Annotated in this window: 1 pseudogene; it reads left to right on the top strand. The window is 39.9% G+C overall.

What is annotated here, in order from left to right:
- A pseudogene (locus tag H5087_RS20045) lies at positions 1-356 on the top strand (IS481 family transposase); the annotation flags it as partial.

Raw genomic sequence — 356 nt, 5'->3', positions numbered from 1 at the left:
CAAACCTTCGTTGATACATACAGCAAAGTAGCGTTCGCTAAGCTCTACACCACGAAAACGCCAATTACTGCGGCTGACATACTCAACGACAAAGTACTGCCGTACTTCGAACAGTACGAGCTTCCCATGCTACGTATTCTAACCGATAGAGGCACTGAATATTGTGGCAAAGTCGAACATCATGATTACCAGTTATATTTGGCTATTAATGATATCGATCATACAAAAACCAAAGCTATATAGCTCATTAGCGGAATTGCAAAAGGATCTGGACGAATGGATGATTTATTACAATAATGACCGAACTCATCAAGGAAAAATATGCTGTGGCAGAACGCCATTAGAAACTTTATTAG

The organism is Pseudoalteromonas sp. SR43-7 (assembly GCF_014163785.1).
In the GTDB taxonomy this organism is placed as follows: Bacteria; Pseudomonadota; Gammaproteobacteria; order Enterobacterales; family Alteromonadaceae; genus Pseudoalteromonas; species Pseudoalteromonas distincta.
The sequence above is the reverse complement of the archived record's forward strand: the minus strand, read 5'-3'. Positions and strand labels throughout refer to the sequence as shown.